Source organism: Amycolatopsis sp. NPDC051071 (assembly GCF_040682875.1).
Taxonomy (GTDB): Bacteria; Actinomycetota; Actinomycetes; order Mycobacteriales; family Pseudonocardiaceae; genus Amycolatopsis.
In genome coordinates this window covers 1-4,779 of sequence record NZ_JBFBBY010000291.1, presented here as the reverse complement: position 1 = coordinate 4,779, position 4,779 = coordinate 1, and the positions used below count along the sequence as shown (strand labels likewise).

Annotated in this window: 4 protein-coding genes; all 4 read right to left on the bottom strand. The window is 70.4% G+C overall.

Annotated elements, in window-relative coordinates; all coding sequences use genetic code 11:
- Positions 1–104: 104 nt before the first annotated feature.
- The gene (locus AB0M65_RS40215; RefSeq protein WP_364040713.1) at positions 105–1,523 is read right to left on the bottom strand and encodes a replication-associated recombination protein A; all 1,419 of its coding nucleotides are present in this window, start codon (positions 1,521–1,523) and stop codon (positions 105–107) included.
- Between the two features lie 43 nt (positions 1,524–1,566).
- Entirely contained in the window at positions 1,567–2,415 is an 849-nt protein-coding gene (locus tag AB0M65_RS40210; RefSeq protein ID WP_364040710.1) for an SGNH/GDSL hydrolase family protein, read from the bottom strand.
- A gap of 128 nt (positions 2,416–2,543) precedes the next feature.
- Complete coding sequence (locus AB0M65_RS40205; protein WP_364040707.1) at positions 2,544–3,725, bottom strand: phosphotransferase; 1,182 nt, start codon at positions 3,723–3,725, stop codon at positions 2,544–2,546.
- A gap of 79 nt (positions 3,726–3,804) precedes the next feature.
- Positions 3,805–4,704, bottom strand: a complete 900-nt coding sequence (locus AB0M65_RS40200) for a DUF389 domain-containing protein (RefSeq protein WP_364040704.1) — start codon at positions 4,702–4,704, stop codon at positions 3,805–3,807.
- Positions 4,705–4,779 lie beyond the last annotated feature (75 nt).

The following is a 4,779-nucleotide window of genomic DNA, read 5'->3' as shown; positions in this document are numbered from 1 at the left end:
CCCAAAACACTCACGAGACCCGACCCGCTCGGTACCGGCGCCCGTTGCTCGCCTGAGGTACAGGAAGGCCCCCTTCCTTGCGCCTAGGTACAGGAAGGGGGCCTTCATGTACTTGGGGGCTTCTCCCCGCGGATGGTGCGCCGCAGCTTCGGGACCCGCTCGTGCAAAGTCCGCTCCGCACCTCGCGACGTCGGCTCGTAATAGTCCCGGCCGACCAGTTCGTCCGGCGGATACTGTTGCGTCAGAACACCTTCTGGCACTTTCTGCGGATGCCGGTACCCCTTCGCGTTCCCAAGCTTCTCGGCTCCCGCGTAGTGCCCGTCACGCAGATGCGGCGGCACGGTCCCGATCCGCCCGGACCGGACGTCGGACAGCGCCGCGTCGATCGAGGTGACGATGGCGTTCGACTTCGGCGCGGTCGCCAGGTGCACGGTCGCCTGCGCCAGCGCCAGACGGCCTTCCGGCATCCCGATGAACTGCACCGCGTGCGCCGCCGCGACCGCCGACTGCAGTGCCGTCGGGTCGGCCATCCCGATGTCCTCGCTCGCGTGCACGACCAGCCGCCTCGCCAGGAACCGCGGGTCCTCCCCCGCCTCGATCATCCGCGCCAGGTAGTGCAGCGCGGCGTCCACATCGGAGCCGCGGATCGACTTGATGAACGCGCTGATGACGTCGTAGTGCTGATCGCCGTCGCGGTCGTACCGTACCGCCGCTTTGTCCACAGTGGACTCGACGATGGCGAGATCGATCGTCTTGGCCTCGGTCGCGCTCGCCGCGTCGGCCGCCGCTTCCAGCGCGGTCAGCGCACGCCGCGCGTCGCCGGTGGCCAGCCGCACCAGATGCGCCCGCGCGTCGTCGGTCAGCGTGAGTTCACCGCCGAGACCCCGTTCGTCGGTCAGCGCGCGGTCGATCAGCGCGACGATGTCGTCGTCGGTCAGCGGCCGCAACTGCAGCACCAGCGACCGCGACAGCAGCGGGGCCACGACGGAGAACGACGGGTTCTCGGTGGTGGCCGCCACCAGCAGCACCGTGCGATCCTCGACCGCGCCCAGGAGGGCGTCCTGCTGTGTCTTGGAGAATCGGTGGACCTCGTCGATGAACAGGACGGTGTTCTCGGCGTTGTAGTTCCGGCGGCGCCGGGCCTCCTCGATGACCCCGCGCACCTCTTTCACCCCGGCCGACAGCGCCGACATCGCCACGAATCGGCGCCCGGTCGCGGCCGAGACGAGGTTCGCGAGCGTGGTCTTGCCGGTCCCCGGCGGCCCGTAGAGCAGCACGGACGCGGGCGCCGCGCCCTCGACGAGCCGCCGCAGCGGCGCGCCCTCACGCAGCAGGTGCTGCTGGCCGACGACCTCGCCGAGCGTCCGCGGCCGCATACGCACGGCCAGCGGTGAGCCTGCCGGTACGGCGTTTCTCCCGCCCCCCTCTCCGAGGGGCCTACCCCCCATGACGTCCCTCGGCTCGTCCGCTTCCGGAGGCGGACCGAGGTCGGGGTTCACGGTGAAGAGTTCGTCCTGTGCCACGGTGTCGACGGTAGCCGTTGCCACCGACGTTCCCCGGCGCAGGTCAGCGCAGCCGCTCCCGGAACGCATGCCACATGATCGCGGCCGCGTACGGCAGGAACTCGCGGCCACGCCGCCACACCCACGGGACACCCTTCAGCACCAGCCAGCCGACGTGCCCGGCGGCGCTCGGCTCCACCCCGCCCGAGCAGGTCAGGCTGACCGGACGCGGCACCGCGAACCCGGCTTCGGTGAGCCTTTCGGTGAACCCGGTCGCCAGCATCCGGTGACCCAGTTCCGACGGGTGCAGCCGGTCGACACTCCACGCGGTCAGTGCGTAGGCGCCGGGCAGCAGCTCCAGGTCGAGGCAGGGCACGCCCTCACGCGCGACGACCCCGGCGACGGCCTCGTTCAGCTCGGCCACCCGGTCGCTCAGCGCCCGCCGCAGCGACCGCGGGAGCCGGAACACCTTGCCGTGGTCGTGGTAACGCACCGGCACCACGGTGGTGCCGACGGCCGCCAGCGAGTGGATCACCTCGGTGAGGTCCGCGGCGATCCGCTCGGCACTGAAATCGGGGCGCAGCGTGTCGTTCATCCCGGCCACGAGCAGCGCGACGTCCGGGCGGTGCGCCACGGCCGAGGGAAGCTGCTTCGTCCGCACGCAGCCCATGCGCGCGCCGGTGAACGACGGGTTCAGGTAGCCGTCCGGTTCGACGCCCAGCGCGTCGGCTACGAGCGGGCCGACCCCTCGCCAGCCACCCCGGTCCGGCAGCGGGTCACCCAGGCCCACGGCCGTGGAATCGCCGAGTACGACCAGTCTGCGGGCGAGCCGGGGTGCGGCCGGGACAGGAGGAAGAAGGGGTTCGGGACTCGGAGTGACTTCGACACTGATCACGGTCACGGTAGACACCATCGGCCACGCGGACTCACCCGCGGTGATGCCTGGGTAACGCGGCGAGGACAGACGAGCGAAAAGTCCGTGCGGCCAGGAGCTGAAGGGGACTTTCCCGCATGATTCGGGCGGCGAAAGTCCCCTTCAGCTCACCGGAAGGCGGGATAGAAGGCGAGGTCCGCGTGCGGCCCCAGCCGGGCACCCAGCGCCGCGGCGACCCGGGTGGCGTGCTCGGAGATATCCGTCAGCCGGGCCCGCAGCGAGTGTTTGGCCAGTTCACGCCACCAGGTCACCAGCGCGGCTTCCCGGCTGATCGGCGTCGCGTGCCGTTCGAGGTCGAGCTCCGGGAGGATTTCCCAGGTGATGATCCACAGCAGCAGCAACTGACCGTCCATCAGATGCTCGGCCAGCGCGTCCTCGTCCGAGAGCACCGGCCAGACCGACACCACCTCGGACCGCCAGGCCGCGATCATCGCCTCGCTCATCCCCGGCGGCAGCGCGAGCGCGTCGGTGCAGGACGCGAACGGCAGCCGCAGGTACGCCGCGTCGACAAGCGCACTGCGCACACGGCCGCGTTCGAAATCGAGGAACCGGACTCCGCCGCTGGTCACGAGGTTGTTGTCCGGGCTGAGGTCGACCGGGCTGAACGCACGGTACGACGGCGAACCGGCCCTGCCCGCGACCTCCATGACCCGTCGCTGCACTGGTTCCGGCGTCTCGACGTCGAGCATTTCCTCGAGCAGGCCGGGTAATTGCGCGCAGACCGCGGGCAGCGGTGCGTCGTCGTTCTTGACCGGGCCGCCGAGACGACGCAGCAGCGCGTTGAAATCGGCCTCGCGGCTCGCGGTGCTCGCGTGCAGCCTGCCCAGCGACCGTGCCCAGGACAGCAGCGCGCGTTCGGCGCCGCGAGCGTCACGGGCGTACAGCTTGTCGTGCAACGTCGGGACGCGTCCGAGGTCCTCGATCACCAGGACCCGGTGGCGGCCGTCGTGCGCCAGCAGTTCCGGGCACATCCGGTCTTCGGGCGCGAGTGCGGTGAACAGCTGGTAGCTGACCGCCTCCTGCGCGAACGGATCGGCCCGTCCCGGTTCCGGTGGATCGGGGTAGTGCTTGATGACCAGGGTACGTGGCAAGGCGAACGGCGACGTCGCCACCCGCGCCCGCACCACCGTCGCCGGGCCGCTGCCGGCGAGTTCTTCGGGTGCGACGAGGGTGATCGCGCTGCCGAATCGGCGTGAAAGCACCGACTCGCCGGCCGCGACCGCCGCCGCGACGGCAAGGGTTTCGGCTCCGACTGTCGAATCATCGGCAGAGGAGGTATCGACTGTCATTGCCACCGACCCTACTCGTGACTGAGCAACCATGACCACTGAGATCCGGGCAATCGCGCGCACTGACGCGATAGCGGACTCACCCGCGTGAAAGCGGACGTTCCGTTACCCTCGATCGTTGCCCGCGACGGCGCAATGTCAGCACAATGGCCGCAGCTGCAACGATTCCGATGAGATTGACCAGCAACTGACCGGCGGAGTACAGACACCGGTCCCACTGACCGGCAACCGCCGCGACCACCGCGTAACCCGCCGCCGGCACCGTGGTCACCGAGATGAAAACACCCACCAGCGCGGCGGATTTGGCCGAAGTCATGGAAAGCATCCCCGCCGCGCCCGCGAGCAGCGCGACGATCAGCGACGCGATTCCCACCTGGTAAACGAAATCGACCTGGTGGTTGTCCGCGAGCTTGCTCACCTCGAGCACTCCGGTGGCGTTACCCACCAGCACCACACCGAGCGTGATCGCCATGGCGATCGGGAATCCGCCGAGCAGCGCCACGGCGCCCTGCTTCACCAGATCACCCCGGCGTAGCACCAGCCCGATCGCGATGGCCGCCAGCGGGCCGAATTCCGGCCCGACTACCATCGCGCCGACGATGGTGACCGACGAGTTCGTGATCACGCCGACCGCGGCCAGCAGGCACGCGATGGTCAGGAACGCCTGAAATGTCCAGGTGAGCCGGGATTCCTCGCCGCTGCGGCCGACGAGTTCCTGCCACACCACCGCGTCCGCGGCCTCCCCTGGCGCGTCCTCTTCGGCCTTGTCGGCCGCGTCGGACACCGCGGTGTCGAGCGTTTCCAGCGTGATGCCGCCGGTGTGGTCGAGGTCGAGCCCGCACAGCGACTCGACGATCTCGTCGGCCGCCTCGCGGGCGACGTCGGCCTCGACCAGGTCACCCTCGGGCTCGACCGCGACCCCGCGATGCACGATGAGATGCGCGGTCCCGGCGTGGGGGCGGGGGGGCGGGCCCCCCACGGCGGGGCGGCCCCCCCGGGCCCCCGCCCCCGGGGGGGAGTGAGGGGGTGGGTGCGGGGGGGGGGGGGTGGTTTT